A 26,775-nucleotide genomic window follows, 5' to 3' on the forward strand; every position below is an offset into this window, starting at 1 on the left:
GCATCCCAAGAGGGATCAAGGACTCTTGTTGTAGAGGAACTGGGCTTCGCCCTTTATGTCGTTGTCCGCTGAGTTGTAGATCAGGTTGATCTGAAAGCCGAAGCCTGCGCCGATATCCCAGTAGTAACCACCATTGACGGTGGAGGTCCAGGAACCTTCGTTCAGCTGCCACTTGAGAAGACTGCCATCGTTGCCGACGAAATCCAATGTGCCCTTGCCGTCCTTGAAGGTGCCGTCGGTGTTGAACTTCAGCTCGGTGCTGACCGTCCACTGGCCGAATTCATTGGGAATCGGGTAGGTCAACACCGCTTTGTTGAAGCCCGGCTCGCCATTCTCGCCCGGAGTGTAGGTCAGCTTGCTTTCAAAAGGCTTGACATCGATGAAGGTGAAGTCTGGCTGTCCATCGCCGTCACCACCGCCGTCGCCACCACCTCCATCACCGCCGCCACCGCCACCGCCGCCGCCATCGCCCGGATCCCACGGATCGGGCCAGTCCGGCGGATCCGGGTTGGGACCCCAGTCGTCCGGTGGGGTCACATCGACCGGCGGCAGATCGGTGGTGTCCACCTGCGCGCCACCGGAGACCAGTGCACGTTCTTCGGGGGAGAGATCACGAACTCCACTTGCAGACATCTCACAACTCCTTGTTTGTCCGATGCAGATTACGGATGCGTCGTTGCCGCCTTCATGCGGCCCTCGGACATTTATCACACGAAGTGGACAGTGCTCTGTCAGAAAAGTCTGATTCGGACGGAAGGGTGATAGACGACAAAAATGAACGCGCATCGCACTTGCGCAACGACGATTCTTCATCTTGAAGTAATGCGAATGTGCTATTTGACCTTCACGCAGTTGCTGCGCTAAACACCACACCTCACGCTCGAAGCAAGGAGTTGCACGCATGCAGGAAAATGGAATTCGCGAGCTGTCGCTGGAAGAGCTCGCGCTGGTTTCTGGTGGTGCGCAGATGGACACCACCGATCTGCCTCCGGTGGATGCGTTGCCGCCCGATGACGGCGGCTGGCCGGATATCGATCCGCCAGACTGGACCGATCCGTGGGACCCGGGCGATGGCGGCGGCGGTGGTGGCGGCGGTGGCGGTGGCGAGGCGCCGCCGAGCGCGTATGAGCAGGTCGATGCACAGGCTGACACCGTCGCGCGTGAGGTGGAGGCACTGATCAAGGCCGATCCGGGTTATCAGAGCCAGGAGCTGGGCACGGTGATCTACCGCGACGCAGTGACCGGTGAAATCAAGACCAGCCCACTGGCGCGCGGTGATGCCAGCAATCCCGGGGCCATCAGCTATCCGCTGCTGGAGTGGGGCATCACGCCGGGCCAGGTGGTGGGCATCATCCATTCCCATCCGGCCGGGGTCTTCCCGTCGGAGACGCATGAGGTCAACAAGTACCCGTCCGACAACCGCACCGTTGGCGGCGTGGCCTACGAAGGCGGGGACTGGGGTGTGGCCGATCTGCTGCGCGACAACGGCATGAATGCCGAAGAGTTCCGCTACTACATCATCGGGCCCGATGGTGTGACCCGTGAGTATGATTTCAACGACCGCGATGCGGAAACACTGGGTACGACGCTATGAAGATAGAGGCCGCATGGGCGGTGGCCGTTCTGGCCGTGGGCGCAGCAGCCTGTGCGCCGGTGGCGCGTGCCGATTCGCCAGGGCTGGCGGTGCTGCGCAGCGAAGATGGACTGCCTGCGAACCGCTACACCTCGCAACACCAGATGAGTTGTGGCAGCCGCGTGTTCGAGCTCGTGGTGGAATCGCCGGGTCCGGTCAGGTTGACTGGCCTGAAGGTGGATGGCGTCGCGGTTCCTGCCGCGCAGCTGCAGGCCATCAATGCACAGGTACCGGAGCGCTCCTGGTTCCAGGGCATCGCCTCGTCCTGCACGTCGGCCCGCCAGTCGCTGACCCTTCAGCTGTCATCGCCGCAGGGGGCAGTGACCATCCCGCTTTCGTTCAAGGATGGCGTGCTGGTGCCGGCGGCACCCGCCAGGTAACGCAGGTGCTGCAGGCTGCCGGCCCCTGCGCGGGGCCGGCAGCGCGACCGCCCGTCAGAAGCGGTAGGCCGCCTGCACGTACACCCGGCGCGGTTCCCCGGGGAAGTGCCCGTTGCGCGCGATGAAGCCGCTGGCCGCATACGCCTTGTCGAACAGGTTCTTGACGTTGGCCTGGAACTGCCACTGCTTCCACGTGGTCTTCCAGCTCATGTCGAATACGGTGTAGGCCTTCACACTCTGTCCGTCCAGGCTGATGCGCTCGCCGACATGGTCGGCACCGAAACCAATGGCCGAGTTCAGCGCAGGCAGGTCGTAACGCGTCCACAGGCCGAGCGAGTTGCGCGGTGCATTGGCGAAGCGGTCTCCGGAGGCGTTGGTGATGCCGTTCGGGCCCGCATCCTTCACCCGTGCGTCGTTGTACGCGTAGGTGAGGTTCACCACCCAGCGATCGGTCACATCGGCCAGCAGATCGAGCTCCATGCCGGTGCTGCGCACCAGGCCCAGCGCGGCGAGCTGGTTCACGCCTGCGGTCACTTCGCCGGTGGCCTGCACGATGTTGCTGCGGTCGATGCGGTAGGCCGCCATGTTCAGGGTCACACGCTCGGCCAGCAGCGACTTCATGCCTATCTCCCACTGCTTGCTGCGTTCAGCGTCGAACGGGCCGCCGGCAGCACGGTCCTGGTTGGCCGCGCTCTGAGGCACGAATCCGCTGGCCACGTTCGCGTACAGGTTCAGCCCCTCGCGCACAGTGAAAGTGCTGCCCAGCCGCCAGCTGAGGTCGTGCCCATCCACGCTGCTGCCGCCGAGGCGATCCTCGTCCTTGAAGCCGTCCCAGCGCAGGCCGGCCAGCACATGCCAGCGCGTGCCCAGCGCAAGTTCGTCCTGCAGGTAGCCGCCGTAGCGGGTGCTGCGCGTGGAGGTGCTGCGCCAGGGTAGGGTAGCCAGAGCGTAGTCGTGCCAGGTGCTGGCGCCATACACTGGATTGAACAGGTCGATGCCACGCACCGGCCCCGCACCGCGCGCGAGGTCGGCACTGTTGGCGGTCTGCGCGGTGAAGTCGGCATCGAGCTGGTACACGTCAGCGCCGAACAGCACTTTATGCTCGATGCGGCCGGTACTGACCCGCCACACGGCATTGCCGTTGACAGTAAATGCCTCGTTGTCGCGGATCTGGTTGCGCAGCTGGCGCGTCATCCACTCGGCCACGCCATCGCGATCACGGTCGATCAGCCCCATCGGCTCGTGATACATCTGATGCTCGTTGTTGGTGAACCAGCGCGTGGCGAAATCCACATCCAGATTCGAGGCCGGCGCGAAGCGATACTGCGCCAGGGCGACCTTCGCGCGCATGTCGAGGAAGTCGCTGGCCTCGTTGTGGTTCCAGCGGCGATCGGTCAGGAACGTACCTGCGTCATTCACCGGTACACCCCGCAGGCGGTTGCCGCCCAGGTTCTGGGTGATGTCGGTGAACTGCAGGGTCAGCTCGCCGGTATCGCCCACATCGAAGGCCAACGATGCATCGCCGATCACGCTTTCGCTGTCGGTGTTCCAGCGCACGCCCTGCTCGGTGTCGCCGTACAGACCGGCGCGGTAGCGCACGCGGCCGGCCGCATCCAGGGGGCCGGTGGCCTCGACCGAGCCGGCGCGGAAATCCTCGTTGCCCAGCTGGACTTCGATGCGGCGCTCAGCCGTGGCCCGGGGTTTTCGGGTCACATAATTGATGACGCCGCCGGCATCACCACCGCCATACAGTGCGCCGGCCGGACCCTTCAGCACCTCCACCCGCTCGATGTTGAACAGCTGGGGCACCGCGAAGCCCGCATACGGGTCGCCGCGCAGGCCGTCATAGAGCACGTTTTCCTGGCGGAAGCCACGCAGCGTCACGCCCGCATAGCTGAAGAAACTGATGCCGCTGATGCTGCGGTACAGGTCGGTCACCTGGCGCGCCGCCTGGTCGTCGATCAACTCGCGCGGCACCACCTGCACCGATTGCGGCACCAGCTCCAGCGGGGTATCGGTGCGGGTGCCAACCGCGGCGTCGTCAACCCGGTACAGCGTCTGTGCGCGGCCACGCACTTCGACCTTGTCGAGCTCGGTGGTTGCGGTGGTGGGCGGTGCAGCGGCCTGTGCCAGGGGTGCCAGGGGCAGGGCGAGGGCCGCGCACAGCGCGCGGCGGCGGAGCGGGAATGGGGTCATGGCGGGGGATTGGCAGCTGCAAATGAGAAAGATTAGCATTTGCAGTGATGCTGTGCCTATTCCCCGATGGCGCGATGCACATCGGGGCCCGTGCGGAGGGCGTTACGCCCGCATCGCCGCAACGTCCCTTTGACCCGCGGCCTCGGTCATCACGACCGCGAGCTGCTTGAGCGAGTAGGGCTTGCGCAGCAGGGTGAAGCCGTGGCCGGGGTCGCGTGCCAGAAGCTCGCTGTAGCCGCTGGTCAGGATGATGGGCAGATCCGGAAAGCGATCACGCACGTGCCGGGCCAGTTCCAGGCCGTTGGTGCCGGGCATCACCACGTCGCTGAACATCACATGGAACCGCATGGCGTCCTGTTCCAGTTCGGCAAGTGCCTCATTGGCGTTGCGGGCCAGTACCACCTCATAGTCGAGTTCGCGCAGGGCTCCGACCGCGAACTCGGCCACATCCACGTTGTCCTCCACCACCAGCACGCACAGCCCGTGCCCGTGCAGCAGGCCCGCCTGTGCCGCCGGCCGCGCCACCGTCTCGCTGGAACGGGTGAGCGGCAGATACAGCGTGAACCGGGTACCGACGCCAGCCTCGCTCTTCACGTCCACCTCGCCTTCGGACTGCTTGACGAAACCGAATACCTGGCTGAGGCCAAGGCCGGTGCCGGCACCAATACCTTTGGTGGTGAAGAAGGGTTCGAAGATGCGGTCCACCACGCCCGGGTCGATGCCGGAGCCGGTATCGGTCACGCTGATGGCGGCGAAGTCACCCTTCAGCGGTGCCGCGAAGCGGACCGAAGGCACCGCGGTAACCTGCTCGACGTCGATGGTGACCGTGCCGTGGCCGTCGATCGCATCGCGCGCGTTGACGGCGATGTTGATCAGCGCGGTGTCCAGCTGTGTGCGGTCCAGCAGCACCGGCAGCGGGCGATCAGGCAGGTTGACCGACACCTGGATGCGTGCCCCCAGTACCGTGGTGATGATGTCCGACAGGGCCTGCACGCTCTCGCACAGGTCGAAGACCTCCGGTGACAGGCTCTGCCGGCGCGAGAAGGCCAGCAACTGCGCTGTCAGCCGTGTAGCGCGGTCCGACGCGTTGCCGATCGCCTGCACGTAGCGGCGTCGCGGATCTTCGGCCGGCCAGGTATGCAGCAGCATGTCCACCGAGCCGGTGATGACCTGCAGCAGGTTGTTGAAGTCGTGCGCGACGCCTCCGGTGAGCTGGCCGATGGCTTCCAGCTTCTGCGACTGCCTGAGCTGCTCACGGGCCCGCACCAGTTCCAGGTGCGCCTCGCGCGCCTGTTCGGTGATCGCGGCCACCTGGCGGCTGTGCAGGTCGCGCTCGATCACGCGTTCGGTCTGCTCGCTGACCACGCAGATGATCCCGGCGACGGCACCGCTGGCATCGCGCAGAGGCGAATAGGAGAAGGTCCAGAAGGTCTCGCGCAGCGTGCCGTCGCGGTCCATCATCAGCGGCAGGTTCTTGAAGCTGCGGCTGCGGCCCGCGAACGCCGCATCGATGGCATGCTCCACATCGGCCCAGACGTCAGACCACACCACGTCCAGGCGGTTGCCCATGGCGCCGTGCAGCTTGTCACCCAGCATCGGCAGGTAGGCATCGTTGAAGAAGAATGCCTTTTCGCTCTGGCCCCAGGCGATCCACAGAGGTTCCGGAGAGTCGAGGATCATCGCAAGCAGCGTGCGCAGCTCGCAGGGCGCGTGTGCCGCCGCCGGCGAGCGTGCCCAGTCGCTGTCCTGCAGCAGGCGATAGGCAAGCTGGTCGGGTGCGGAGACGGGAAGGGGGAAAGGATGCATGGCCGTCGGCGCGGGAAGGTGCGGCAGCATAGCCGAACCGATGTCAGCAGGGCCTGCACATCGCCAATGGGTCGGGGCAACCGCAGCGGCTAGCCTGGCTCCCGGCCTGGTTGCCCGGCCAGGGCGTGCCGGCCTGCCGGCGTCAGGTCGATGTCCGCATCCTCGGCCTGCACCGCAAAGCCCGCATTCACTGCCCAGGTCGCAGCGTCACCGCGCACCGGCTGCGCGTCGGCGATGTCCTGCAGGATCCTGATCTGCGCTGCGGTCAGCCCCATCGCCTCATACCCCCAGCAGCGACGGGAGCTGCCACTCCGAAACACGCGCATGGCTGATCGGCTGGTGGCAGCCGCAGCGCTCGCAGCGGAACAGTGCACCGCCTGGCAGCTGCAGCAGTGTGTCCTCGCTGGCGGAGGTGGTCTCCGCGCAATGGTGGCAGGTGACGGTGAGCGCGGTGATGCGTTCAACGCCACCGGACAGGTTGAAGACGGCTTCGAAAGCGCGGATGACAGGGTGGGACATAACCGCTCGCGAGTAGTACACGTCCGCATCCTCGCCTGCCACCCGTGACGGTGCAGTCAGCTGCGTGCATCGACCGGATCAAGACGCCCCACCGTCAGAGCTCCTTCCTTCAGAGCTCCTTCTTCTTGCCGCTCAGATCCAGCGGCGTGTCATCGCCCTTGCGCTCGCTGGACCAGACTTCAAGACTCTTGTTGCAGCGGCTTTCGCGTGCGGCGACCTGCGGCGGCAGGTCCTTCAGGTGCGGTGACTCCTGGCAGCCCGAATGCATGGCCGTGTCGTCATAGGTGGCGCAGGCAGCGAGCGAGGCGAACATGACGGCACAGACCGAGGCGCGCAGCGCGGCGGGGGCGGAGCAGATCGGCATGGACGGCATCCTGGAAAGAGGGGGTGCCCTGATTCAATGATGTGACCCCGTGCCGACGCAATCGGTCTGCCTGCACTTGTTATTCAGTAACAAGTGTGGCGATACTCTGCGGTTGTGGCATCTGCGGGCTACGCGACGCAGATCATGAACAGTGCGGACAGCGCCAGCATCAGCATGAAGACCCGTCGGCTCAAGGCCAGGCAGGCCAGGCAGGCGGCCAGGGCCCAGGCCGCCAGCAGGACGCAGGTGAGCAGCCACAGGCCGATGGTCATCAGTGACCCCGCAGCGATGGCTGACAGGGCGGACGCCTTGAACAGCGCGATACCCAGCACACTGCCCAGCACGCCGGCCTGCAGGGCGACCGCGTCATGGTGGGCAGGGGCACGGCGGGGAGGCATTGCGGTCCGGACGATCGACCAGGGGGTGTTGATCGAAGTCTGCCCGAACGGATATCCACGCCATGTGTAGTCCCGTCGGCCGCCGCCGCAGGCCTGCCTGCCGCGTGCGGCGCTGCGGGACGGCCGGAGGACAGTGTCAGTGACTGCGGGCGACCGTGCGTGCGCGGTTCTTTTCCAGCATCACCGCGACGCACCACAGCAGCAGGCCACCGAAGGCCGTGGCTGCGCCGACATAGCCGGTGGTGGCGGGACTGAAGCCGGCGCTGATGGCCATGCCACCCAGCCACGGTCCCAGCGCGTTGGCGGTGTTGAACGCGGCATGGTTGGAGGCCGCAGCCAGCGTCTGCGCTTCTCCCGCCACATCCATCAGGCGGGTCTGCAGCACGGCGGCGAGCGCACCCATGGTGCCCACGGTGATGATCATCGGGCCGATGGTCCACGCCGACTGCGCAGCCAGCGGATACAGCAGCAGCATCACGATCGACCACGCCAGTACCAGCGCGGCGGCCTTGAAGTGGAATCTGTCCACCAGCCAGCCGCCGGCGATGTTGCCGATGATGGCGCCGATGCCGAACACACCCACGGCGAGCGGCATCCACGATTCGGCAACCCCGGTCACCTGCACCAGGGTCGGCGCAAGATAGGTGAACACACAGAACATGCCGGCGAATCCGACCGCACCGATGGCCAGTGCCAGCCATACCTGCGTGGTGTTGAAGGCGCGCAGCTCGCGCATCGGCGAGGTGCGCACCTCCTCCGGGTCGGGCAGCAGGAAGCGCGCGATCATCGCAACGGTGGCAATGGCCAGCAGGGTGACCAGCGCAAACGCCGTACGCCAGCTCAGTTGCTGGCCCAGCCAGGTGGTGAGCGGGTTGCCGATCAGGATGGCGATGGACAGGCCGAGCAGCACGCGCGACATCGCCTGGCCGCGCTGGCCGGCCGGGCTGATCGCCGCCGCTACCAGCATCGCCACGCCAAAGTAAGCGCCATGCGGAAGGCCCGCGACGAAGCGCGCGATGAGCATGGTGGCGTAGTTCGGTGCCAGCGCGCTGGCCAGATTGCCGACTGCATAGAAGCCCATCAGCGCCAGCAGCAGGCGACGGCGTGGGAAGCTGGCGCCGACGAACGCCAGGACCGGTGCACCGACCACCACGCCGATGGCGTAGGCGCTGATGAGATGGCCGACCTGTGTTTCGGTGATCGACAGGCCACGACTGATTTCCAGCATCAGGCCCATGCTGGCGAACTCGCTGGTACCGATGGCAAAGCCGCCGAGCGACAGGGCGAGGATGATCAGGGTGCGCTGGCGGGGCGTCAGCTGCGCGGCCAGGGAGGAATTGGGGCTCATGCGGGGGCGCAGGGGGCGGGGGAGCAGGCTATTGTACTGCTGCACCGCAACAGGGGTCATCGCCGGCTGCCAAGAATCAGCGTCCGGCCAGTGGTAGTGCTGCGCACCGCATGTTGACGGGATCTCCATTTCCATGAACATCTCCATAGCGGAGCAGAGCACCGTGCGGGTGCCTGCCCAGGCAGCTGCATCGCTGTCTTCCGCGAGACCTCCGCGGTTGGACAATCGCGGATGCACGGTTGTTACACCCTTCGTTCCCTGTCGCGGCGGTCTCCGGGCCGGTGCGTGGCCTAGCTCAAGGTGCTCCATGACACTTTCCATCCGTACTGAAACGCCGGCCGACATCGCCGCCATCCATGCCCTGACCACCGCCGCTTTCGCCACGGCCGGACACAGCAGTCACACCGAGCAGTACATCGTTGATGCGCTGCGCGAGCGCGGCGAGCTGAGCATCTCGCTGGTGGCCGACGCGGCCGGAGAAGTCATCGGCCACGTCGCTGTTTCGCCGGTGTCCGTCAGCGACGGCAGCAGCGGCTGGTACGGCCTGGGCCCGATCTCGGTGCTGCCAGAGCGACAGGGGCAGGGCATCGGTGCCGCATTGATGCGCGCGGCCATCGAGGCCCTTCGCCAGCAGCATGCGCGAGGTTGCGTACTGCTGGGCGAGCCGGCGTACTACGGTCGTTTCGGCTTCCGCGCCGAGCCGGGGCTGGTGCTGCCGGGCGTTCCTGCCGAGTACTTCCAGGCGCTGTGCCTGCAGCCGCCACTGGCGCAGGGAGAGGTGCGCTACTCCCCGGCGTTCGAAGCGACCCACTGATCGCGGGCGTTCAGCCCGCGTGCCGAAGATGGATCAGCGGATACGGACGGCCCTGTGAATCCAGCGCTGAGCGGCCGGTCTCGGTGAAGCCCATGCGCAGGTAGAACCCCACTGCCTGCGCATTCTGCGCATTGACGTCGGTGCTCAGCTGCGGATGCACGGCCAGTGCGTGCTGCAGCAGCTGACGGCCGATGCCGGTGCCGCGCACGTCCGGGTCGATGAACAAGGCTTCCAGATGCGTCCCGTCGATCAACATGAAGCCCAGGGGACGATCATCTGCATCCACGGCCACGGTGGTCGGCGCCTGGGGCAGGAAACCAGCCACTTCGGCATCGATGGCCAGGCGGTCTTCAGGGCTGAGGAAGTCGTGGGTGGCGTCGACGGCGCGGCGCCACAGGTCGACGAGTGCGGCACCGTCATCGGCGCGCGAGGGGCGCAGGGTGGTCATGGGCGGGAACGTGAAGCGGGCAGGCAGCACAGTATGACGTCATTCTGGCATCCGCTGCGCAGCCCGGCGTTACACTGTGCGCCTGAGCTCCGCCGCCTCACGGAAACCGCCATGACCGACGCCCCGGGTGTACCGGTGCACGACGCCGACGAACAGTGGATGCGCCATGCGTTGGCGCTGGCCGAACGCGCGCAGCGCGAGTTCGACGAGATCCCGGTCGGTGCGGTGCTGGTCGGTGCCGACGGCCAGCTGCTGGGTGAGGGCTGGAACCTCAATATCGCTTCGCACGATCCCAGCGCGCACGCCGAGATCGTGGCGATGCGTGCCGGCGGCAAGGCGCTGGCCAACCATCGACTGTTGGGCAGCACGCTGTACGTGACGCTGGAGCCCTGCGCGATGTGCGCGATGGCAATCGTGCATGCGCGCGTGTCGCGGCTGGTCTACGGTGCCAGCGACCCGAAGACCGGTGCCTGTGGCAGCGTGTTCGACCTGCTGGGCGACGCGCGCCACAACCACCGCGTGGAGATCCACGGCGGGGTGCTGGCCAAGGAGGCGAGCACGCGGCTGACCAACTACTTCCGCGCCAAGCGCGGCAAGCCGCCCCTGTTGCTGGAAGGCCCGGCGGACGAGGGATGAGCAGCGAAAGGGTATGATGGGCGCCCCTTTCCTTTCCCGGCGGCCCGCGGGCCAGCCCTGCAGCGAGACGACACGATGGTGGAGAACGGCGCGGCCAACGAGCGATTGATCTGGATCGACCTGGAAATGACCGGGTTGGATACCGACAACGATTCGATCATCGAGATCGCCACCGTAGTGACCGATGCCCAGCTCAACGTGCTGGCCGAAGGACCGGAATTCGCCATCCATCATCCGCTGGAGACGCTGGAGGCGATGGACGAGTGGAACCGCAACCAGCATCGTCGTTCCGGCCTGTGGCAGCGCGTTCTGGACAGCAGCGTGACCCTTGCCCAGGCCGAGGCGCAGACGGTGAATTTCCTGGCGGAGTGGATTCCGGCTGGCCTGTCGCCGATGTGCGGCAATTCGATCTGCCAGGATCGCCGCTTCCTGCACCGGCAGATGCCGCGCCTGGAGAAGTACTTCCACTACCGCAACCTGGATGTGTCCACGGTGAAGGAACTGGCCAGGCGCTGGGCGCCGGGCGTGGCCGCTGGCGTCGGCAAGAACAGCAGCCATACCGCACTCAGCGACGTGCATGATTCGATCAACGAGCTGCGCCACTATCGCCGGTTCATGGGCGCGCTTTCGGGGTTGCCGACTGCCTGAACGACGACGCCGGGCATGGCCCGGCGCTACCCATCGTTCAACCGCGTGGCGCTACTATCGGCCCATGAACGAGCCGATCCTGCTGCCGCGCGATATCGCCCACGACGCCCGCGACTGGTCCGACCTGCAGCGGGCGGTGGCACTGCTGGAGGCGCCGACCCTGACCGCGCGCATGGCCAACCTGGTCGGCACGCCGCTGGAGTTCGCAGTGAAGGCCCTGCCGACGTCGGTGTCCAGCCGCATCCACGGCGCGGTGCAGGCGGCGCTGTCGAAATCCGCGCAGGCTGCGCTGTGGAGCATGGACAATTCACCCGGCAAGGGCGCATCCACCCGCTGGCACAAGGTGGCTGCCGCAACGTCCGGCGCGGTCGGCGGTGCCTTCGGTTTTGCCGCGTTGTTCATCGAACTGCCGGTGTCGACCACCATCATGATGCGCGCCGTGGCCGATGTGGCGCGCAGCGAAGGCTTCGACCTGTCCGAGTTCAGCACCCGCCAGGCCTGTCTGGAGGTGTTCGCGCTGGGCGGCAATTCGCCGCGCGACGACGCCAGCGAGACCGGCTACTACCTGGCCCGCGGCTTCACCACCGATGTGATGCGCCACCTGTCGGCCGAGCTGGCCGGCCGCGTGGTGACCGGCCGCGACCTCACCCTGGGCGTGGCCCCGAAGGAGGCCGGCAAGCTGTTGGCCAAGCTGGTGGAGAAGGTCGCCGCGCGTTTCGGTGTGGTGGTGACCGAGAAGTTCGCCGCGCAGGCGGTCCCCATCGTGGGTGCTGCCGCCGGCGCCACGCTCAACACCATGTTCACCGACTACTACCAGGACATGGCACGCGGTCACTTCATCGTGCGCCGGCTGGAGCGCAAGTACGGTGAGGATGTAGTGCGCACCTGCTATGACCGCGTGGCGCATGGCGGCGCCCTGATCGAGCCGACGCTGTAACCGGTGTCGGGGTCAGATCCCTTTGCCGTGCAAAGGGATCTGACCCCGGGCGAGACCTCAAGCGAGCCTATCATTGCCCCGGCGGAACAACTGTTTTGCCAGTCCGTGCCTGTTGCCCGGCGGGCGCCATCCCCATTCTTTGCGGCACTCCCCCGCAAGAGATGGCCGACATGCTGTTCACTCCCCACCGCCTGGGCGCACTGACCCTGCCCAACCGCATCGTGATGCCGCCGATGACCCGTTCGCGTGCGGCCCACGGTAATGTTGCCACCGCCGAAATGGCGGCGTACTACGCGCAACGTGCCGGCGCCGGCCTGATCATCAGCGAAGGCACCCAGATCAGCCCGCAGGGCCAGGGCTATGCCTGGACCCCGGGCATCCATAGTCCGCAACAGGTACAGGGGTGGCACCAGGTCACCGATGCGGTACACGCGGCGGGCGGACGCATCTATGCGCAGCTGTGGCACGTGGGCCGTGTTTCGCATATTGCCCTGCAGCCGAACGGTGAGGCGCCGGTGTCGTCGTCGGCACTGCTGGCCGAAGGCGTGAAGGTGTTCGTTGACCCGGCCGGTGCCGGCCCGGAGGCCGGCGTCGGCGAGATGATCCAGCACTCGATGCCGCGCGCCCTGCGCGAGGACGAGATTCCTGGCATCGTCGAGGACTACGCGCAGGCGGCACGCAATGCACTGGCGGCGGGCCTCGACGGGGTCGAGCTGCATGGGGCCAATGGCTATCTCATCAACCAGTTCATCGATTCGCAGGCCAACCAGCGCACCGATGGCTATGGTGGCGCGCTGCAGAACCGGCTGCGCTTCCTGCGTGAGGTGACGCGGGCGGTGGTTGAGGTGGCGGGCGGCGACCGGGTGGGGGTGCGCCTGGCGCCGCTGACCACGCTGCAGGGGGCGGTGGACGATACGCCGCAGGCCACCTATCTGGCGGCCGCGCATCTGCTGGGTGGGCTGGGCGTGGGCTACCTGCACATCGCCGAAGCCGACTGGGACGACGCACCACCGATGCCGCTGGCATTCAAGCAGGCGCTGCGCATGGTCTATCCGGGCACACTGATCTACGCCGGCAAGTACACCGCCGAGCGCGCCGAGCAGGCACTGGCCGAAGGCTGGGCTGACCTGATTGGTTTCGGCCGGCCGTTCATCGCCAACCCGGACCTGCCGGAGCGGCTGCGCCAAGGTTCGGAACTGAACCTGCCGGACCGCGCGACGTTCTTCGGAGGCGGGGTGGTGGGCTTCACCGATTACCCGACGCTGGAAAAGAGCGTCGCTGCCTGATTCCGCATCCGCCGGGCATGGCCCGGCGCTACCCGTGCCGGCCGGTCGAGCAGGTAACGCCGGGCCATGCCCGGCGAGCGCGCAGCGCGGGATGAGGCGCGGCGGTCAGGGCGTGTCGCGCACCAGCGCGTCGGCCTCGACCACGCCACCGTCCTTGCCGTGCAGGTAGAGATGCATGTCCTGCTGCGGGTAAGGAATGTTGATACCAGCCTTGTCGTAGCCCAGCTTGATCTGCTCGAGCAGCGTCACCTTCGTGCCGAACCAGTCGGCCGACTTCACATAGCAGCGGATGCCCAGATTGATCGCGTGCGCGCCCAGCTCGTAGACCACCACGTCCGGCACCGGCGTCTGTAGTACGCGCGGGTCGGCCTTCATCAGCGCGAGGGCGGTATCGCGCGCCAACTGGATGTCGTCGTCGTAGCCGATGCCGATCACCAACTCGACGCGACGGGTCGGTTCGGCCGTAAGGTTGATGATCGGCGCCGCGGTGATCAGGGTGTTCGGAATGGTGGTGTGCTGGTTGTCAGCGCCGGTGATGACGGTCTGGAAAATGCGCACTTCGCGTACCGTGCCGGTCTGGCCGGCGACCGTCACCACATCGCCCACGCGGAACGGGCGCAGGGTCACCAGCATCACGCCTGAAGCGATGTTGGACAGCGAATCCTTCAGCGCCAGGCCGACGGCCAGGCCTGCAGTACCGAGCACGGCCAGCAGCGGGGTGATCTTTACGCCCAGCGTGCCGATGGCCAGCACCACCACGATCACCAGCGACGCCGCATACACCACGTTGCGCAGGAAGCTGCCCAGCATCGGGTCGGCGCCCATTCGCGCGGTCGCGCGCGGCATCGCGTTGGACAGGCGGCGTGCCACCCACAGGCCGACCAGCAGCACCACGATGGCGGCCAGCAGGGGCACGCCATAGGTTTCCAGCAGTCGCTCCCAGTTCAAGGTGTGGAACCAGGAGGACGTGGCGGGCGTAGCGGGTGCGGCGGCGATCATGCGGGTAGTCCTCTGCTGCGGAAGTGGGCTGCCCAGGGCAGGGCGTGCGCGCACGCCAGAAACAGCAAGCCCCGCAGAGGCGGGGCTTGCATGCAGCAGCAGTATGGGCATACGTCGATGAAAACGACGTATGCCTGCAGCTTCAACGCATCATGCGCTGGCCTTCAGCTTGGCCAGGCGCAGCCAGGTATCGACCACGGTGTCCGGGTTCAGCGACACCGATTCAATGCCTTCCTGCATCAGCCATTCGGCCAGGTCCGGGTGATCGGACGGGCCTTGGCCACAGATGCCGACGTACTTGCCCTTGGCCCGTGCCGACTTGATCGCCATCGACAGCAGCTTCTTCACTGCCGGGTTACGTTCGTCGAACAGATGGGCGACGATCGACGAGTCGCGGTCCAGGCCCAGGGTGAGCTGGGTCAGGTCGTTGGAGCCGATCGAGAAGCCGTCGAAGATATCCAGGAACTCATCGGCGAGCAGTGCGTTGGACGGCACTTCGCACATCATGATGATCTTCAGGCCGTTCTCGCCCTGCTTCAGGCCGTTCTGGGCGAGGACTTCCACCACCTTGCGGCCTTCTTCCAGCGTGCGCACGAACGGAATCATGACCCAGAGGTTGTCCAGGCCCATTTCGTTGCGCACGCGCAGTACGGCCTTGCACTCCAGCGCGAAGGCAGCCGAGAAGGTCGGATCGACATAACGGCTGGCGCCGCGGAAGCCGATCATCGGGTTCTCTTCGTGCGGCTCGTAGTTGCTGCCGCCGATCAGGTTGGCGTACTCGTTGGACTTGAAGTCCGACAGACGCACGATCACCGGGTTCGGCGCGACCGACGCGGTGAGGGTGGCGATGCCCTCGGCCAGGCGGTCCACGTAGAAGCTGACCGGGTCGCCATAGCCGGCGATCTTCTCGTCGATCTTCTTCTTCGTTGCCGCGTCCTGGCGGTCGTACTCCAGCAGCGCGTTCGGATGGATGCCGATGTGGCTGGCGATGATCATTTCCAGGCGCGCCAGGCCGATGCCGGCGTTCGGCAGCTGGCCGAAGTCGAAGGCACGTTCCGGGTTGGCCACGTTCATCATGATCTTCAGCGGAGCCGGCGGCATGTTGCCCAGATCGGTGGTGGTGCGCTCAAAGCCGAGCTTGCCTTCGTAGATGAAGCCGGTATCGCCTTCAGCGCAGCTGACGGTGACCAGCTGGCCGTCTTCGATGACCTTGGTGGCGTTGCCCGAGCCGACCACGGCCGGTACGCCCAGCTCGCGGGCGATGATCGCGGCGTGGCAGGTACGGCCACCGCGGTTGGTGACGATGGCCGAAGCGCGCTTCATCACCGGCTCCCAATCGGGATCGGTCATGTCGGCAATCAGCACGTCGCCCGGCTGCACGCGGTTCATGTCGTCCAGCGTCTTCACCACGCGGGCCACGCCCGAACCGATCTTGGCGCCCACGGCACGGCCTTCAGCCAGCACGTTGCCGCCCTTTTCGGTCAGCGCGAAGCGCTCGATCTGGGTGGCGTGGCTGCGCGACTTCACCGTCTCCGGGCGCGCCTGCACGATGAACAGCTTGCCGCTGACACCGTCCTTGGCCCACTCGATATCCATCGGGCGGCCGTAGTGCTTTTCGATCACCAGCGCCTGCTTGGCCAGTTCCTGCACGTCCTCGTCGCTGATCGAGAAGGTGTTGCGCAGTTCGGCCGGAGTGTCCTCGATCCTGACGCGCTCGCCGGGAACGTCCGAGTACACCATGCGGATCGCCTTGCTGCCGAGCGAGCGGCGCAGGATCGCCGGCTTGCCGGCCTGCAGGGTGGGCTTGTAGACGTAGTACTCGTCCGGGTTGACCGCGCCCTGCACGACCATTTCGCCCAGGCCGAAGGACGAGGTGACGAACACCACGTCGCGGAAGCCCGATTCGGTATCCAGGGTGAACAGCACGCCGGAGGAACCCACGCCCGAGCGCACCATCAGCTGCACGCCGGCGGACAGGAACACGTCCTCATGCTTGAAGCCGTGGTGTACGCGGTAGGCGATGGCGCGGTCGTTGTACAGCGAAGCGAACACTTCCTTGACCTTGTGCACGACATCGTCGGCACCGGTGACGTTGAGGAAGGTTTCCTGCTGGCCGGCGAACGAGGCGTCGGGCAGATCTTCGGCGGTGGCCGAAGAGCGCACCGCCACGGCCACGTCGCCGCCGCCGTTCTCGGCGCTCAGCTTGGCGTACGCGGTCCGGATGTCCTGGTCCAGCTGCGGCTGCAGCGGGGCGTCGATGACCCAGCCACGGATTTCCTTGCCGGCCGCGGTCAGCGCGGTAACGTCCTCGACGTCCAGCGTGGCCAGCTTGTCGAAGATGCGCTTGGACAGATCGTTGTGCGCGATGAAGTCCTTGAAGGCTTCAGCGGTGGTGGCATAACCGCCTGGCACCGACACGCCCAGACCGGCCAGATTGCCGATCATCTCGCCCAGCGACGAATTCTTGCCGCCTACGCGGGCCAGGTCGGCCAGACGCAGTTCGTGCAACCACAGGATGTTCTCGTTCAAGCGCGATGCTCCGTTTGGCCATCGCCCGAGGCGGGCTGTAATGGCCGCGTCCGTAGGAAGAAGCCGATATGATGCCGGGCAGAGTACCGTCGGCACAAGCTTGTGCTGGCGGCCTTTTTAGGCTTCGTAGGGGGTAAAAGCGCGCATGTCGACCATCCGCCCGGTGTTCTATGTTTCCGATGGAACCGGTATCACCGCTGAAACCATTGGACATAGCCTGCTGACCCAGTTCTCCGGGTTCAGCTTCATTACCGATCGCATGTCGTTCGTCGATGACCCCGAAAAGGCCCGTGAAGCCTGTGCCCGGATCCAGGCGGCGGGGGAGCGCTACCAGGTCCGGCCGATCGTGGTGAACTCCTGCGTGGACCAGAGCCTGAGCCTGATCCTGGCCGACAGCGGGGCGCTGATGCTGGACGTGTTCGCGCCGTTCATCGAGCCGCTGGAGCGGGAACTGTCCAGCCCGCGCCTGGCCCGGGTCGGCCAAGCCCACGGCATGGTCGATTTCGACACCTACCACCGCCGCATCAATGCGATGAACTTCGCCTTGACCCACGACGACGGCATCGCGGTGAACTACGACGATGCCGACGTGATCCTGGTGGCGGTGTCGCGGGCCGGCAAGACCCCGACCTGCATCTACCTGGCCCTGCACTACGGGGTGCGCGCAGCCAACTATCCGCTGACCGATGAAGACCTGGAGAGCGACCGCCTGCCTGCGCGGCTGCGTAACTACCGGCGCAAGCTGTTCGGCCTGACCATCGACCCGGACAGGCTGCAGCAGATCCGCCAGGAGCGCCGGCCGAACTCGCGCTACGCCAATCTGGAAACCTGCCGGCGCGAAGTGGCTGCGGCCGAGACCATGTTCCGCATGGAGAGGATTCCGACCCTGAGCACCACGCACACTTCCATCGAGGAAATCTCCAGCAAGGTGCTGGGCACGCTGGGGCTGCAGCGCGAAATGTACTGATCCTCTCCCGCCGGCGCCGGCGATGCCGGGCCACGCTGGATGGCTGCGCTGCGTGCTCGCCGGGCATGGCCCGGCGCTACCCGTCGGCGCGTGGCTGGACAGGGACGATCGCGGCCGGTGGGTTGGCTGCGGCGTGAACCGCCCCCACGTTGAACCACCAACGTGTAGGATCGACCCATGGCCCGAGCCTTGCCCCGCACCGAACGCATTCCCCGCCTGAGCCGGCTGAGCTGGCTCATGGGCCTGTATGCGGAAAACTACCGGCACCTGGTGCGTCTGTTCGCACCGGCCGAGCTGGTTGCGGGCAGCTACATCTCTTCGGTGGGTGATGGTCTGGATGTGCGCCTGGACGTGATCGAGTGCCATCGCTACACCGTCGAACTGCGCCTGACCTACGACCTGGCCGACCCGGTGACCGGCGAGCCGGACCCGTCGGCCTATGTGCGCCTGTACCGCGACGCACGCCAGGCTGAAACCACCCATTGCTACGTCGGCCGCCGCTGGCAGGACACCATGGGGCTGTATCCGCCGCCGGCCGAACTGATCAGCCACCGCATGCGGATGAACACCTTCCTCGGCAAGTGGCTGGAATATCTGGCCGAGCGTGGCCATGGCGTGGCCACCCTGCGTCGCGATCCGGACGGCAGCGCGGCAGCCGATGGCGAGCGTCGCCTGTCGCTGGTGCGCTGATCGGCCATAATCCGGGGCTGACCTGCCGCCGGATGCCGCCATGCCGTATACCCCGATCGTCGCCACCCTGGGCTATGTGCTTTCGCCCGACGGGCGCCAGGTGCTGATGATCCATCGCAATACCCGCCCCGGCGACCACCATCTGGGCAAGTACAACGGCCTGGGGGGCAAGATCGAGCCGAGCGAGGACGTGGCAGCCGGCATGCGCCGCGAAATCGCAGAGGAAGCCGGCATCGCGTGTACCTCGATGCGTCTGCGCGGCACCATCAGCTGGCCGGGTTTCGGCAAGCACGGTGAGGACTGGTTCGGGTTCGTGTTCGTGATCGACGGCTTTGAAGGCAGCCCGCATGGCGGCAACCATGAGGGCACGCTGGAGTGGGTGGACCTGGACAAGCTCGACACGCTGCCGATGTGGGAGGGCGACCGCAATTTCCTGCCGCTGGTGTTCGATGCGGATCCGCGTCCATTCCACGGGGTGATGCCGTACAAGGACGGACGCATGCAGAGCTGGTCGTTCAGCCGGCTGTGAGCCGCGTCGAGGCAGTGCGGATTAATACCCGGGTGATATTGACGCCATAAAATTGCCCGGGTAATATTTCCGCATCGCCCCGGTGCCCGTGCCATGTCCAATGCTCCCCTTCCGCCGTTCAGCTGCTTCGACGGTCATCGACTTGTCGCTTCCGGTACGCCGGACGTCGCCGCGCTGGCGCTCAGGCAGCTGCGTGCCGATGCGGCCGCCGGCCCGCTGCTGGTGTTCGACAACGCCACCGGCCTGACCCGGGATTTCGACACGCGTGGCAGCGTCGCGCAGCTGCTGGTGCGTATCGCCCAGGCCTTCCCGGCATCACGCCCGGACGCCGATGTGCAGACGGCGGCCACCGATGAACCGGTGGTGGCGCGCGGGCGCGGGCGACCGAAACTGGGTGTGGTCGCGCGCGAGGTCACGCTGCTGCCGCGTCATTGGACCTGGTTGGCCGGACAGCCGGGCGGCGCCTCGGTGGCGCTGCGGCGGCTGGTGGAAGCGGCCAGCCGGGCCGGTGCCGATCTGGACCGGCAGCGCCGCAACGCCGAGCGCGCGTATCACTTCCTGCAGACCATCGGCGGCGATCTGCCCGGCTTCGAGGAAGCCACGCGTGCGCTGTTCGCGCACGACCGCGCGCGCCTGCAGGCTGTGCTGGAAAGCTGGCCTGTCGACGTACGCAGCCACGCTTTGCGTCTGGCCTTCGACGAACCTGCCGGCAGCACCGACGACTGACCTGCCGCCCCGCACATGCAAGCGGCCGCGCTGACCGCGGGCCGTTACTCCTCCCACCTGCGTCTCCTGCTGGCCCCTTGGCCGGGCAGGGCAACGCTTTGCCCATGGAATGCCCATGAATCCCCCATCACTGTCCGCAGCGCCTGTGTCGCCCCCCCTGTGGCGCGCCTATCTCGGGTTGTTGCTGCCGATGCTGTTGACCAACGCTCTGCAGCTGGCCTCCGGGACGCTCGACAACATCTACCTCGGCCACCTGCTCGGTGCACATGCGGTGGCCGCAGCGGCGGCGGTGTTTCCGATGTTCTTCCTGTTGCTGGCCCTGGCGATGGGCCTGGCCACGGGCGCCACGGTGCTGATCGGGCAGGCGTGGGGGTGCGGTGATGTGGTGCGGGTGCGGCGGGTCGCCGGAACGGCGGTCGCGCTGATGCTGGCGGTGTCGTTGCTGGTGATGGTGGTCGGCAACCTGTTCGCACCGCAGCTGCTGCAGGCGCTCGGCACACCGGCGCCGATCCTGGGTGAGGCCATCACCTACGCGCGCATCATGCTGAGCGGCGTGCCGGTGATCTTCCTGCTCTGGCTGGCAACGTCGGTCAGCCGCGCGGTGGGCGATGCGATGTCGCCGCTGCACGCGTTGCTGATCGCCACCTTGATCGGCCTGCTGTGTACACCCTTGCTGATCGTCGGTGCTGCAGGCCTGCCGAGGATGGGAGCAGCCAGCGCCGCATTCTCCGCGGTGCTGGCTTCCACGCTGGCGTTGGCCTGGCTGTCGTGGCGCTGGCGCCGACAGGGGCATCCGCTGGCACCCGACCGTAATCTGCTGCGTGCGGTGCGCGTGGATGCGGGCACGGCGCGATCAATGTTGCGGATCGGGGTGCCGTCGTCGCTGCAGATGCTCAGCCTGGCCGTTGCCGAAATCGTACTGCTGGGCTGGATCAACCGGCACGGTTACCTGGCGACCGCCGCCTATGGCGCGGTCAACCAGCTGATGAGCTGGGTGCAGCTGCCGGCGATGTCGCTGGGCATCACCGCCACTGTACTGGCTGCGCACGCGATGGGCGCAGGGCGCGTGGCGCGGCTGCCTGCGATCGCCCGCACCGGTGCGTGGCTGGGGGGCGGGCTGCTGGCTGCGGTGGTGGGGCTGGTGATGCTGTCGGCACCGTGGCTGGTCGGCCTGATCCTGGACGCACCGGACGTACGCGCGCTGGCGACAGAGCAGCTGCGCACGGTGGCCTGGGGCGTGCTGGCAATGGGCGGCGCCTCGGTGCTGGTGGGCGTGATGCGCGGCAGCGGCACGGTCGTGTGGCCGGCGCTGCTCGGAATGGCGGCCATCGTGCTGCTGGAACTGCCGCTGGCGGCCTGGCTGCATGCGCGGCATGGCCTGGCGGGACTGTGGTGGGCCTGGCCGCTGGGACTGGTGATGATGCTGGTGCTGCAGCTGTTCTGCTTCGCCGGTTGGCGGCGCCGGATTGCCCGCTGAGCGCCTGGGCGCCTGGCCGCTGCGCCCGCCGGGCATGGCCCGGCGCTATCGGGCCGGCATCCTTGAGGTAGCGCCGGGCCATCCCCGACGGAAAACGATCACTGCCGGTGCGCCAGCAGCAGATGGAAGTGCTTCTCGCGCTGCTGGCCATCGTTGCCTTCCGCGGTTTCACGGTGTGCCCGCCAGGCCGAAACACGGAAGCCCGAGATCCGCAGCGCGCGTTCCACCGCCTCCAGTTCGTGCAGGTGGAAGGTCGAGGCAAACGGCAGACCGCGCATGAAAGTGGCATCGCCGAACGCCAGGCACAGGCGGCCGCCAGGGCGCAGCACCCGCGCCAGTTCGTCCAGCACCGGCGCCAGGTTCGGCCAGAAGTAGAGGGTGTTTACGCTCAGCGCCGCGTCCACGCAGGCATCGGTGACGGGCAGGGCGTGGGCGTCGCCATGGCGCAGTTCCGCGCGATCACCCAGGCCGGTCGAGGCCAGTCGCTGGTTGCCGGCCGCAACCATGGCGGTGGACAGTTCGATACCGAGGTAGCGGCTGTTGGCCGCTTGCAGCAGCAGGGGCGCGAACGCGCCATTGCCCGGGCCGATTTCCAGCACGCTCTCGCCTGCAGCGGTCGCGAGCAGGCGGATGGCGGCCTGGTTGAGCCCGCCATTGCTGCGGTTCATCGCGTCGGCCACGTCCAGGGCGTGGTCGCCATGGGGCATCCGCAGTTGAGCGGCCAGGGTGGCTGCGTCCAGCATCGGCATCGTCCGGTGAGGGGATCAGGACGTGGCGACGGCGGGTCCGCCGCTGACCATAGCGCCAGAGAGCCGGCTTGGGAAGGGCGGAAACCCCGCCAGAAGTGATGAGCAAATGTCCACCGTCGCAGTCGGTGAGAACGGGTTGTCCACAGGGGGTGTGGATTACGCGTGGGCAACTTTGTGGATAAGCCTCGACAGGCGCCACCCCCCTAGGCTGTCAAGATGGGTGGCGAAAAATTCACCGTTGGTGACGATGCGTGAGCGACCGGTGAAGGGGGAACGCGGGCCGTGCTGTCGCCAGCGGCTGCGCTCGCGGTAACCTGTGGCCCTTGATGCCCCGTGAGACTTCATGAAACGTCACTTCTCGATGCTGCGCGAGTTCCAGCTGGCGGACTGGTTCACCCTGGCCAACGCCTTCTGCGGCACCGGCGCGGTGTTCGCCGCCATGCGCTTCCTGCAGGATGGCGAGCGTGGCTACCTGCTGTTCGGCATGGCGTTGATCCCGCTGGCCTTCATCTTCGACGCGCTGGACGGCCGCATCGCGCGCTGGCGCAAATCCAGTTCGACGCTGGGCCGCGAGCTGGATTCGCTGTCCGACGTGATCTCCTTCGGCGTGGCCCCGGCCGCGCTGGCCTATGCCTGTGGCATGCAGGGCGGGTGGGACTGGCTGGTGTTGAGCTACTTCGTCTGCTGTGGCGTCAGCCGCCTGGCCCGCTACAACGTGACTGCCGAGGCGCTGGCCGGCGACGAGGGCAAGGTGAAGTTCTTCGAGGGCACCCCGATCCCGACCAGCCTGGTGCTGGTGATCGTGCTGGCGATCGCGGCGGGTACCGACGCGATCGGCCCGGACATCTGGCTTGGCCAATGGCAGCTGGGTCCGTGGCAGTTGCATCCGATGGTGCTGCTGTTCGCTCTGTCCGGGTCGCTGATGATCAGCAAGACCCTGCGTATTCCCAAGCCATGACGGCATCCTGCGGAGGCCTGCGATGACCAGTTCGGCCCATGACGCCGGCAGCAGCGATTTCGAGGCTCTGGCCCGGCAGTATTTCGGGGCCTGGGGCGATGCCCTGCGCCATGCCTCCGCCGCCGGTGCGCCGGGCAGCGGCGATGCCGGCAGCTGGCAGCGCCTGTTTGACGGCTGGAGCCAGATGCTGCCCGAGCAGGGGCCGGGTGCGCCGGAGGACGCGGTGCGCCGGTTCCGCGAGCAGGCGGGCAGCTGGTACGGCACGATGCAGGAGGTCGCCAGCCGCTTCGCCGGTCGCGATGCCAGCAGCGCAGAAGTGGCACAGGCCTGGCGTGAGGCAGTGCAGGGCCAGGGGGATGGCCTGCTGCAATGGATGCTGCAGGGCGCGCGCGGCAGCACCCAGGCCGGCGGTTCGTTGCCGGAGTTCGCCAACTGGCTGCAGCAATGGCAGCTGCAGGCGGGCCCGTGGCTGCAGAGCCCCGCCTTCGGTCCCGGCCGTGAACACCAGGCGCGCTGGCAGGCCCTGCTGCGCGCGCAGGAGGATTACCAGCAGCAGTCACGCGCCTATGTCGAACAGATCCGGCAGGCGCTGGACGAGGCCTTCGAGCTGTTCGAGCAGCGGCTGGCCCAGCATGAGCAGCCCGGCAGCCAGTTGACCAGCGCGCGGGCGATGTTCGACCTGTGGATCGAGGCGGCCGAAGAGGCTTACGCCAAGGTGGCCCTGTCCGAGCCGTTCCAGCAGGTCTATGCGGACCTCGGCAACGCACAGATGCGCCTGCGCGCTGGGCTGCAGCGCGAAGTGGAGCAGGTAAGCGAGCGGATCGGCCTGCCGACCCGTTCCGAAATGGATGCCGCGCACCGTCGCATTGCCGAGCTGGAGCGCAGCCTGCGTCGCCTGCAGGCGCAGGTGACGGTGCTGGCGGGTACGGCGACGGTGGATCCGGCCGCGCAGCCGGCCCCGGCCAGGGTGAAGCCTGGCACTCGCAGGGCGGCCGCGAAGAAGGCGGCGCCAACGCCGAAGGCGGCAGTCAAGAAGGCTGCAGTCAAGAAGGCTGCTGCAAAGCGTGCGCCAGCCAGGAAGGCGACATCCCGTACTTCCTCGCGGAAAACATGACCGATGAAGGGACCTCTGGGCTTCAATGCCGATGACCTGATGCAGGAGACCCTGGCCATGCAGCGCAAGCTGATGGAAGGGCTGAAGCTGCTGCCGCAGGTGGAAGATGTCGATTACGGGGTGACCGCCCGCGAGGAAGTCTGGCGTGATGGCAAGGTGGTGCTCTATCGCTTCGTCGGCGAACAGGCACCGACCCGGCGGACGCCGCTGCTGATCGTCTACGCACTGGTCAACCGCCCCTACATGGTTGACCTGCAGGCCGATCGCTCGCTGGTGCAGAAGCTGCTGGCACTGGGGCAGGACGTGTACGTGCTGGACTGGGGCTACCCGGATCGATCCGAACGGTTCCAGACGCTGGAGGACTACCTGCTGCGCTACATCGAGGGCGCGGTGGATGCCCTGCGCGCGCGCAGCGGCGGCCCGGTGGACCTGCTCGGCATCTGCCAGGGCGGTGTGTTCGCGCTGTGCTATGCGGCGCTGCGCCGGCAGAAGCTGGGCAAGCTGATCACCATGGTGACGCCCGTTGATTTCCACACCGCCGACAACATGCTCTCGCACTGGGCGCGGCAGGTGGATGTGGACCTGCTGGTGGACACGCTGGGCAACATCCCGGCCGACCTGATGAATGCCAGTTACCTGATGCTCAAGCCGTTCCGCCTGAACGTGCAGAAGTACGTGGGCCTGCTGGACATCCTCGATGACAAGGCCGCGCTGGAGGATTTCCTGCGCATGGAGAAATGGATCTTCGATTCGCCGGATCTGGCGGGCGAGGCGTTCCGCGACTTCATCAAGCAGTTCTACCAGGACAACGCGCTGGTGAACGGTACGGTGCGGATCGGCGAGGAAGCTGTGGATCTGTCGCAGGTGACCCTGCCCGTGCTGAACATCTATGCCGAGCAAGACCATCTGGTGCCACCGGATGCGTCGCGCGCGATGCGGGGGCGCCTGGGCACGGAGGACTACACCGAGTCCAGTTTCCGCGGGGGGCATATTGGAATCTACGTGTCCGGACGGGCGCAGCGCGAAGTGCCAGCTACGATTGATGGCTGGTTGAAGGCCCGGGACGGGAAGGGCTAGTCTCAGGCGCTCTGGACGGGCTGGAGCCAAGGATGCTGTCGCACAAATCACTGCTGGTTGCAGCGCTGCTGCTGACCCCTGCATGGGCCCCTGCGGCCCCGGGCCCTGTAGCGCGCGGCGAAATCGCGCAGCTGATCTCCAGCCTGGACGGCTCCCAGTGCCGTTTCCAGCGCAACGGCCGCTGGTACGACGGCAGCAGTGCGCGCGCGCACCTGCAGCGCAAATACGACTACCTGCTGAAGAAGGACCTGGTGGACAGCGCCGAGCAGTTCATCGAACGCGCGGCCACCCAGAGCAGCATGAGCGGCAAGGCCTACCGCATCCAGTGCCCCGGGCAACCGGAGCAGGCGTCGGCCGCATGGTTCAGCGCCCGGCTGCAGGCGCTGCGCCAACGCACGCCGTAGACAGGGGGGCGGTGTAGAGTCGAGTCCTGTTCGACTGCTTTATGCACTGCCAGGAGGATCCGCCATGAGTACCACGCCCCGCACGTTGTCGCGCTCGCTGAACGACCGGATGATCGCCGGGGTGATGGGCGGCATCGCGCATCGCTTCGGCTGGAATTCCACGCTGCTGCGGGTGGTCTTCGTACTGGTGTCGCTGGCATCGGCGGCATTCCCCGGCATCCTGGTCTATCTGATCCTGTGGCTGCTGATTCCCAACGAGGCCGATTGAACCGTCCTGCCATGGTCCGGCCGATCTGGCTGCGTGCCTTGCAGGTGCTGGGTGCAGCCTGGACCGTCCCCAATTCGCTGATCGGCCTGGTCGGAGGCCTGGCCGGGCTGCTGGGCGGTGCGACGGTGCGCTGGAGCGGTCGTGAGTGCGCGCTGGTGTTCGATCACTGGCCGTGGGGGCCCGGCGGCGCGATCACGCTGGGCAACGTGATCCTGCATACCGGCCATGATATGGCCATGCCGTGCCGGACCTATGCGCATCAGGCGGGGTGGGGGGCGGAGCCGCTGATCCGGCTGGACGACCATGAGCGCGCGCACGTCTACCAGTACCTGGTGCTGGGGCCGCTGTACCTGCCGGTGTACCTGCTGTGCGGCGGGGTGAGTGCGCGCAACCCGTTCGAGCGGGCGGCGGATCATTACGCCCGGTTCGGGCACGGCTGGTGGCCGTAGTCTGCAGCCAACGGCACAGCCCCTCGTGGGCGGCAATGGACGCCGTGAACCGTTCCCTGGGGGCTTGGCCGCGGCATCCATGCCGCGGACACCCCCGCGACCCCAACCCGACCGCCCTCTGATAGAGGGCTGTGGCCTGCACCACCCACGGAAAAGAAGAAAGAACAGCAGAAGCCGGTCGCCCGCTGCACGTGCTCGTGTAGAGCCGAGCCTGCGCTCGGCTTCGTGGACTGACCTGAAAGCAGCCGAGCGTGGGCTCGGCTCTACAAAATGCAGCCGGCCAGGCTGCTTTTGCTTTCGATCTTCTTTTTCTTTTCCGTGGGTGAACGTGCCCGAAGAACTGTCAGGGGCCGGGCGGGGTGGGTTCGCGGGACCGTTGGCGCCATGGATGGCGCCATCGAGCCCCCAGGGACGGGTTTACGGCGT

The 26,775-nt window shown here is 66.7% G+C and carries 30 protein-coding genes; 18 read left to right on the plus strand and 12 right to left on the minus strand.

Annotated elements, in window-relative coordinates:
• Positions 1-15: 15 nt before the first annotated feature.
• Positions 16-633 carry a hypothetical protein gene (locus tag IMX13_RS15485; protein ID WP_193396686.1) on the minus strand — a complete coding sequence of 206 codons (618 nt, stop codon included), beginning with the start codon at positions 631-633 and terminating at the stop codon, positions 16-18.
• 268 nt (positions 634-901) lie between these two features.
• On the opposite strand from IMX13_RS15485, the gene IMX13_RS15490 reads away from it, so the two are divergent.
• Together IMX13_RS15490 and IMX13_RS15495 are read left to right on the plus strand one after the other, a co-directional pair.
• The gene (locus tag IMX13_RS15490) at positions 902-1,594 is read left to right on the plus strand and encodes a hypothetical protein (protein WP_193396687.1); all 693 of its coding nucleotides are present in this window, start codon (positions 902-904) and stop codon (positions 1,592-1,594) included.
• A complete protein-coding gene (locus IMX13_RS15495) occupies positions 1,591-2,013 on the plus strand; it encodes a hypothetical protein (protein WP_053517859.1) in 423 nt (140 codons plus the stop codon). The genes IMX13_RS15490 and IMX13_RS15495 overlap by 4 nt, the downstream gene beginning before the upstream one ends.
• Before the next feature lie 54 nt (positions 2,014-2,067).
• Here the strand turns inward: IMX13_RS15495 and IMX13_RS15500 are convergent, their stop codons facing one another.
• The 7 genes from IMX13_RS15500 to IMX13_RS15530 all read right to left on the minus strand — a co-directional run bounded on the left by IMX13_RS15500 (position 2,068) and on the right by IMX13_RS15530 (position 8,644).
• Positions 2,068-4,209, minus strand: a complete 2,142-nt coding sequence (locus IMX13_RS15500) for a TonB-dependent siderophore receptor (protein WP_193396688.1) — start codon at positions 4,207-4,209, stop codon at positions 2,068-2,070.
• 102 nt (positions 4,210-4,311) lie between these two features.
• On the minus strand, positions 4,312-6,015 hold the full coding sequence (locus IMX13_RS15505; protein WP_193396689.1) for an ATP-binding protein: 1,704 nt from the start codon (positions 6,013-6,015) through the stop codon (positions 4,312-4,314).
• An 89-nt stretch (positions 6,016-6,104) separates the two neighbouring features.
• Complete coding sequence (locus IMX13_RS15510; RefSeq protein ID WP_053517862.1) at positions 6,105-6,290, minus strand: hypothetical protein; 186 nt, start codon at positions 6,288-6,290, stop codon at positions 6,105-6,107.
• 4 nt (positions 6,291-6,294) lie between these two features.
• On the minus strand, positions 6,295-6,534 hold the full coding sequence (locus IMX13_RS15515) for a hypothetical protein (RefSeq protein ID WP_053517863.1): 240 nt from the start codon (positions 6,532-6,534) through the stop codon (positions 6,295-6,297).
• 109 nt (positions 6,535-6,643) lie between these two features.
• On the minus strand, positions 6,644-6,898 hold the full coding sequence (locus tag IMX13_RS15520) for a hypothetical protein (RefSeq protein WP_193396690.1): 255 nt from the start codon (positions 6,896-6,898) through the stop codon (positions 6,644-6,646).
• Positions 6,899-7,026: 128 nt separating this feature from the next.
• Entirely contained in the window at positions 7,027-7,296 is a 270-nt protein-coding gene (locus IMX13_RS15525; RefSeq protein ID WP_065176253.1) for a hypothetical protein, read from the minus strand.
• 136 nt (positions 7,297-7,432) lie between these two features.
• Positions 7,433-8,644, minus strand: a complete 1,212-nt coding sequence (locus tag IMX13_RS15530; protein ID WP_193396691.1) for an MFS transporter — start codon at positions 8,642-8,644, stop codon at positions 7,433-7,435.
• Between the two features lie 307 nt (positions 8,645-8,951).
• On the opposite strand from IMX13_RS15530, the gene IMX13_RS15535 reads away from it, so the two are divergent.
• Entirely contained in the window at positions 8,952-9,458 is a 507-nt protein-coding gene (locus tag IMX13_RS15535; protein ID WP_193396692.1) for an N-acetyltransferase, read from the plus strand.
• A gap of 10 nt (positions 9,459-9,468) precedes the next feature.
• On the opposite strand, the gene IMX13_RS15540 is transcribed toward IMX13_RS15535, so the two are convergent.
• Positions 9,469-9,906 (minus strand): acetyltransferase, encoded by a 438-nt coding sequence (locus IMX13_RS15540; protein WP_164153107.1) that lies wholly within the window; start codon positions 9,904-9,906, stop codon positions 9,469-9,471.
• A gap of 111 nt (positions 9,907-10,017) precedes the next feature.
• On the opposite strand from IMX13_RS15540, the gene tadA reads away from it, so the two are divergent.
• The 4 genes from tadA to IMX13_RS15560 all read left to right on the plus strand — a co-directional run bounded on the left by tadA (position 10,018) and on the right by IMX13_RS15560 (position 13,413).
• Positions 10,018-10,542, plus strand: coding sequence for a tRNA adenosine(34) deaminase TadA (gene tadA, locus IMX13_RS15545; RefSeq protein WP_053517868.1), 525 nt, complete (start codon positions 10,018-10,020; stop codon positions 10,540-10,542).
• 75 nt (positions 10,543-10,617) lie between these two features.
• Positions 10,618-11,190, plus strand: a complete 573-nt coding sequence (gene orn / locus IMX13_RS15550) for an oligoribonuclease (protein ID WP_053517870.1) — start codon at positions 10,618-10,620, stop codon at positions 11,188-11,190.
• 64 nt (positions 11,191-11,254) lie between these two features.
• Positions 11,255-12,127 carry an EcsC family protein gene (locus IMX13_RS15555; protein WP_053517871.1) on the plus strand — a complete coding sequence of 291 codons (873 nt, stop codon included), beginning with the start codon at positions 11,255-11,257 and terminating at the stop codon, positions 12,125-12,127.
• A 170-nt stretch (positions 12,128-12,297) separates the two neighbouring features.
• Positions 12,298-13,413 carry an alkene reductase gene (locus IMX13_RS15560; RefSeq protein WP_193396693.1) on the plus strand — a complete coding sequence of 372 codons (1,116 nt, stop codon included), beginning with the start codon at positions 12,298-12,300 and terminating at the stop codon, positions 13,411-13,413.
• Between the two features lie 105 nt (positions 13,414-13,518).
• Here IMX13_RS15560 and IMX13_RS15565 read toward each other — a convergent pair whose 3' ends face one another.
• Both IMX13_RS15565 and ppsA read right to left on the minus strand, forming a co-directional pair.
• Positions 13,519-14,412, minus strand: coding sequence for a mechanosensitive ion channel domain-containing protein (locus tag IMX13_RS15565; RefSeq protein ID WP_193396694.1), 894 nt, complete (start codon positions 14,410-14,412; stop codon positions 13,519-13,521).
• Positions 14,413-14,562: 150 nt separating this feature from the next.
• Complete coding sequence (gene ppsA, locus IMX13_RS15570; RefSeq protein WP_193396695.1) at positions 14,563-16,941, minus strand: phosphoenolpyruvate synthase; 2,379 nt, start codon at positions 16,939-16,941, stop codon at positions 14,563-14,565.
• Between the two features lie 145 nt (positions 16,942-17,086).
• Here ppsA and IMX13_RS15575 point away from each other — a divergent pair, with 145 nt between their 5' ends.
• The 5 genes from IMX13_RS15575 to IMX13_RS15595 all read left to right on the plus strand — a co-directional run bounded on the left by IMX13_RS15575 (position 17,087) and on the right by IMX13_RS15595 (position 21,330).
• Positions 17,087-17,908 carry a pyruvate, water dikinase regulatory protein gene (locus IMX13_RS15575; protein ID WP_053517875.1) on the plus strand — a complete coding sequence of 274 codons (822 nt, stop codon included), beginning with the start codon at positions 17,087-17,089 and terminating at the stop codon, positions 17,906-17,908.
• A 177-nt stretch (positions 17,909-18,085) separates the two neighbouring features.
• A complete protein-coding gene (locus IMX13_RS15580; protein WP_053517876.1) occupies positions 18,086-18,598 on the plus strand; it encodes a DUF1249 domain-containing protein in 513 nt (170 codons plus the stop codon).
• Between the two features lie 40 nt (positions 18,599-18,638).
• Positions 18,639-19,127 (plus strand): 8-oxo-dGTP diphosphatase, encoded by a 489-nt coding sequence (locus IMX13_RS15585; RefSeq protein WP_053517878.1) that lies wholly within the window; start codon positions 18,639-18,641, stop codon positions 19,125-19,127.
• A 93-nt stretch (positions 19,128-19,220) separates the two neighbouring features.
• Complete coding sequence (locus tag IMX13_RS15590) at positions 19,221-19,853, plus strand: DUF2239 family protein (protein WP_053517880.1); 633 nt, start codon at positions 19,221-19,223, stop codon at positions 19,851-19,853.
• 115 nt (positions 19,854-19,968) lie between these two features.
• A complete protein-coding gene (locus IMX13_RS15595; protein ID WP_227255469.1) occupies positions 19,969-21,330 on the plus strand; it encodes an MATE family efflux transporter in 1,362 nt (453 codons plus the stop codon).
• A 98-nt stretch (positions 21,331-21,428) separates the two neighbouring features.
• On the opposite strand, the gene IMX13_RS15600 is transcribed toward IMX13_RS15595, so the two are convergent.
• On the minus strand, positions 21,429-22,079 hold the full coding sequence (locus IMX13_RS15600; protein ID WP_065182725.1) for a class I SAM-dependent methyltransferase: 651 nt from the start codon (positions 22,077-22,079) through the stop codon (positions 21,429-21,431).
• 343 nt (positions 22,080-22,422) lie between these two features.
• Between IMX13_RS15600 and IMX13_RS15605 the strand changes: the two genes are divergently transcribed.
• The 6 genes from IMX13_RS15605 (at position 22,423) to IMX13_RS15630 (ending at position 26,349) form a co-directional block, all read left to right on the plus strand.
• A complete protein-coding gene (locus tag IMX13_RS15605; RefSeq protein ID WP_053517884.1) occupies positions 22,423-23,037 on the plus strand; it encodes a CDP-alcohol phosphatidyltransferase family protein in 615 nt (204 codons plus the stop codon).
• A 22-nt stretch (positions 23,038-23,059) separates the two neighbouring features.
• A complete protein-coding gene (gene phaE / locus IMX13_RS15610; RefSeq protein WP_193396696.1) occupies positions 23,060-24,151 on the plus strand; it encodes a class III poly(R)-hydroxyalkanoic acid synthase subunit PhaE in 1,092 nt (363 codons plus the stop codon).
• A 3-nt stretch (positions 24,152-24,154) separates the two neighbouring features.
• On the plus strand, positions 24,155-25,228 hold the full coding sequence (locus tag IMX13_RS15615; RefSeq protein WP_053517887.1) for a class III poly(R)-hydroxyalkanoic acid synthase subunit PhaC: 1,074 nt from the start codon (positions 24,155-24,157) through the stop codon (positions 25,226-25,228).
• Positions 25,229-25,260: 32 nt separating this feature from the next.
• A complete protein-coding gene (locus IMX13_RS15620; RefSeq protein ID WP_053517888.1) occupies positions 25,261-25,632 on the plus strand; it encodes a YfeK family protein in 372 nt (123 codons plus the stop codon).
• A gap of 64 nt (positions 25,633-25,696) precedes the next feature.
• Entirely contained in the window at positions 25,697-25,900 is a 204-nt protein-coding gene (locus IMX13_RS15625) for a PspC domain-containing protein (protein ID WP_053517889.1), read from the plus strand.
• Between the two features lie 11 nt (positions 25,901-25,911).
• Positions 25,912-26,349 carry a hypothetical protein gene (locus IMX13_RS15630; protein WP_193396703.1) on the plus strand — a complete coding sequence of 146 codons (438 nt, stop codon included), beginning with the start codon at positions 25,912-25,914 and terminating at the stop codon, positions 26,347-26,349.
• Positions 26,350-26,775 lie beyond the last annotated feature (426 nt).

Origin of the sequence: Stenotrophomonas sp. B2 (genome assembly GCF_014947095.1) — a bacterium.
In the GTDB taxonomy this organism is placed as follows: domain Bacteria; phylum Pseudomonadota; class Gammaproteobacteria; order Xanthomonadales; family Xanthomonadaceae; genus Stenotrophomonas; species Stenotrophomonas maltophilia_P.